This window comes from Microbacterium sp. GbtcB4 (assembly GCF_019091465.1).
GTDB classification, from domain to species: domain Bacteria; phylum Actinomycetota; class Actinomycetes; order Actinomycetales; family Microbacteriaceae; genus Microbacterium; species Microbacterium paraoxydans.
Genome location: NZ_JAGXJJ010000854.1, coordinates 1 through 228, shown reverse-complemented (window position 1 = coordinate 228; position 228 = coordinate 1). Strand labels below are relative to the sequence as shown.

The window sequence follows — 228 nt, the reverse complement described above, 5'->3', positions numbered from 1 at the left end:
GGGCACGTCCTCCTTGTAGGCGCGGATGACCGAGTCGACGCGCTCCCCCACCGGGTACTCCGTGGCGGGCCGGTTCGTCGCCCCCCGGGTCTGCTCGCGGCCCTCCGTGATCCAGCGGACACGACCGCCGTCGAGGAGGCGCACGTCCACGTGGCAGAAGAGCGAGAACACCCACAGTGCGTAGGCGGCCCACCAGTTGTTCTTGTCGACGTAGATCACGACCGTGTC

At 68.9% G+C, this 228-nt stretch carries 1 pseudogene; it reads right to left on the bottom strand.

Going from position 1 to position 228, the window contains the following annotated elements:
• Positions 1–228, bottom strand: a pseudogene (locus KVS71_RS19880) (sulfurtransferase); the annotation flags it as partial.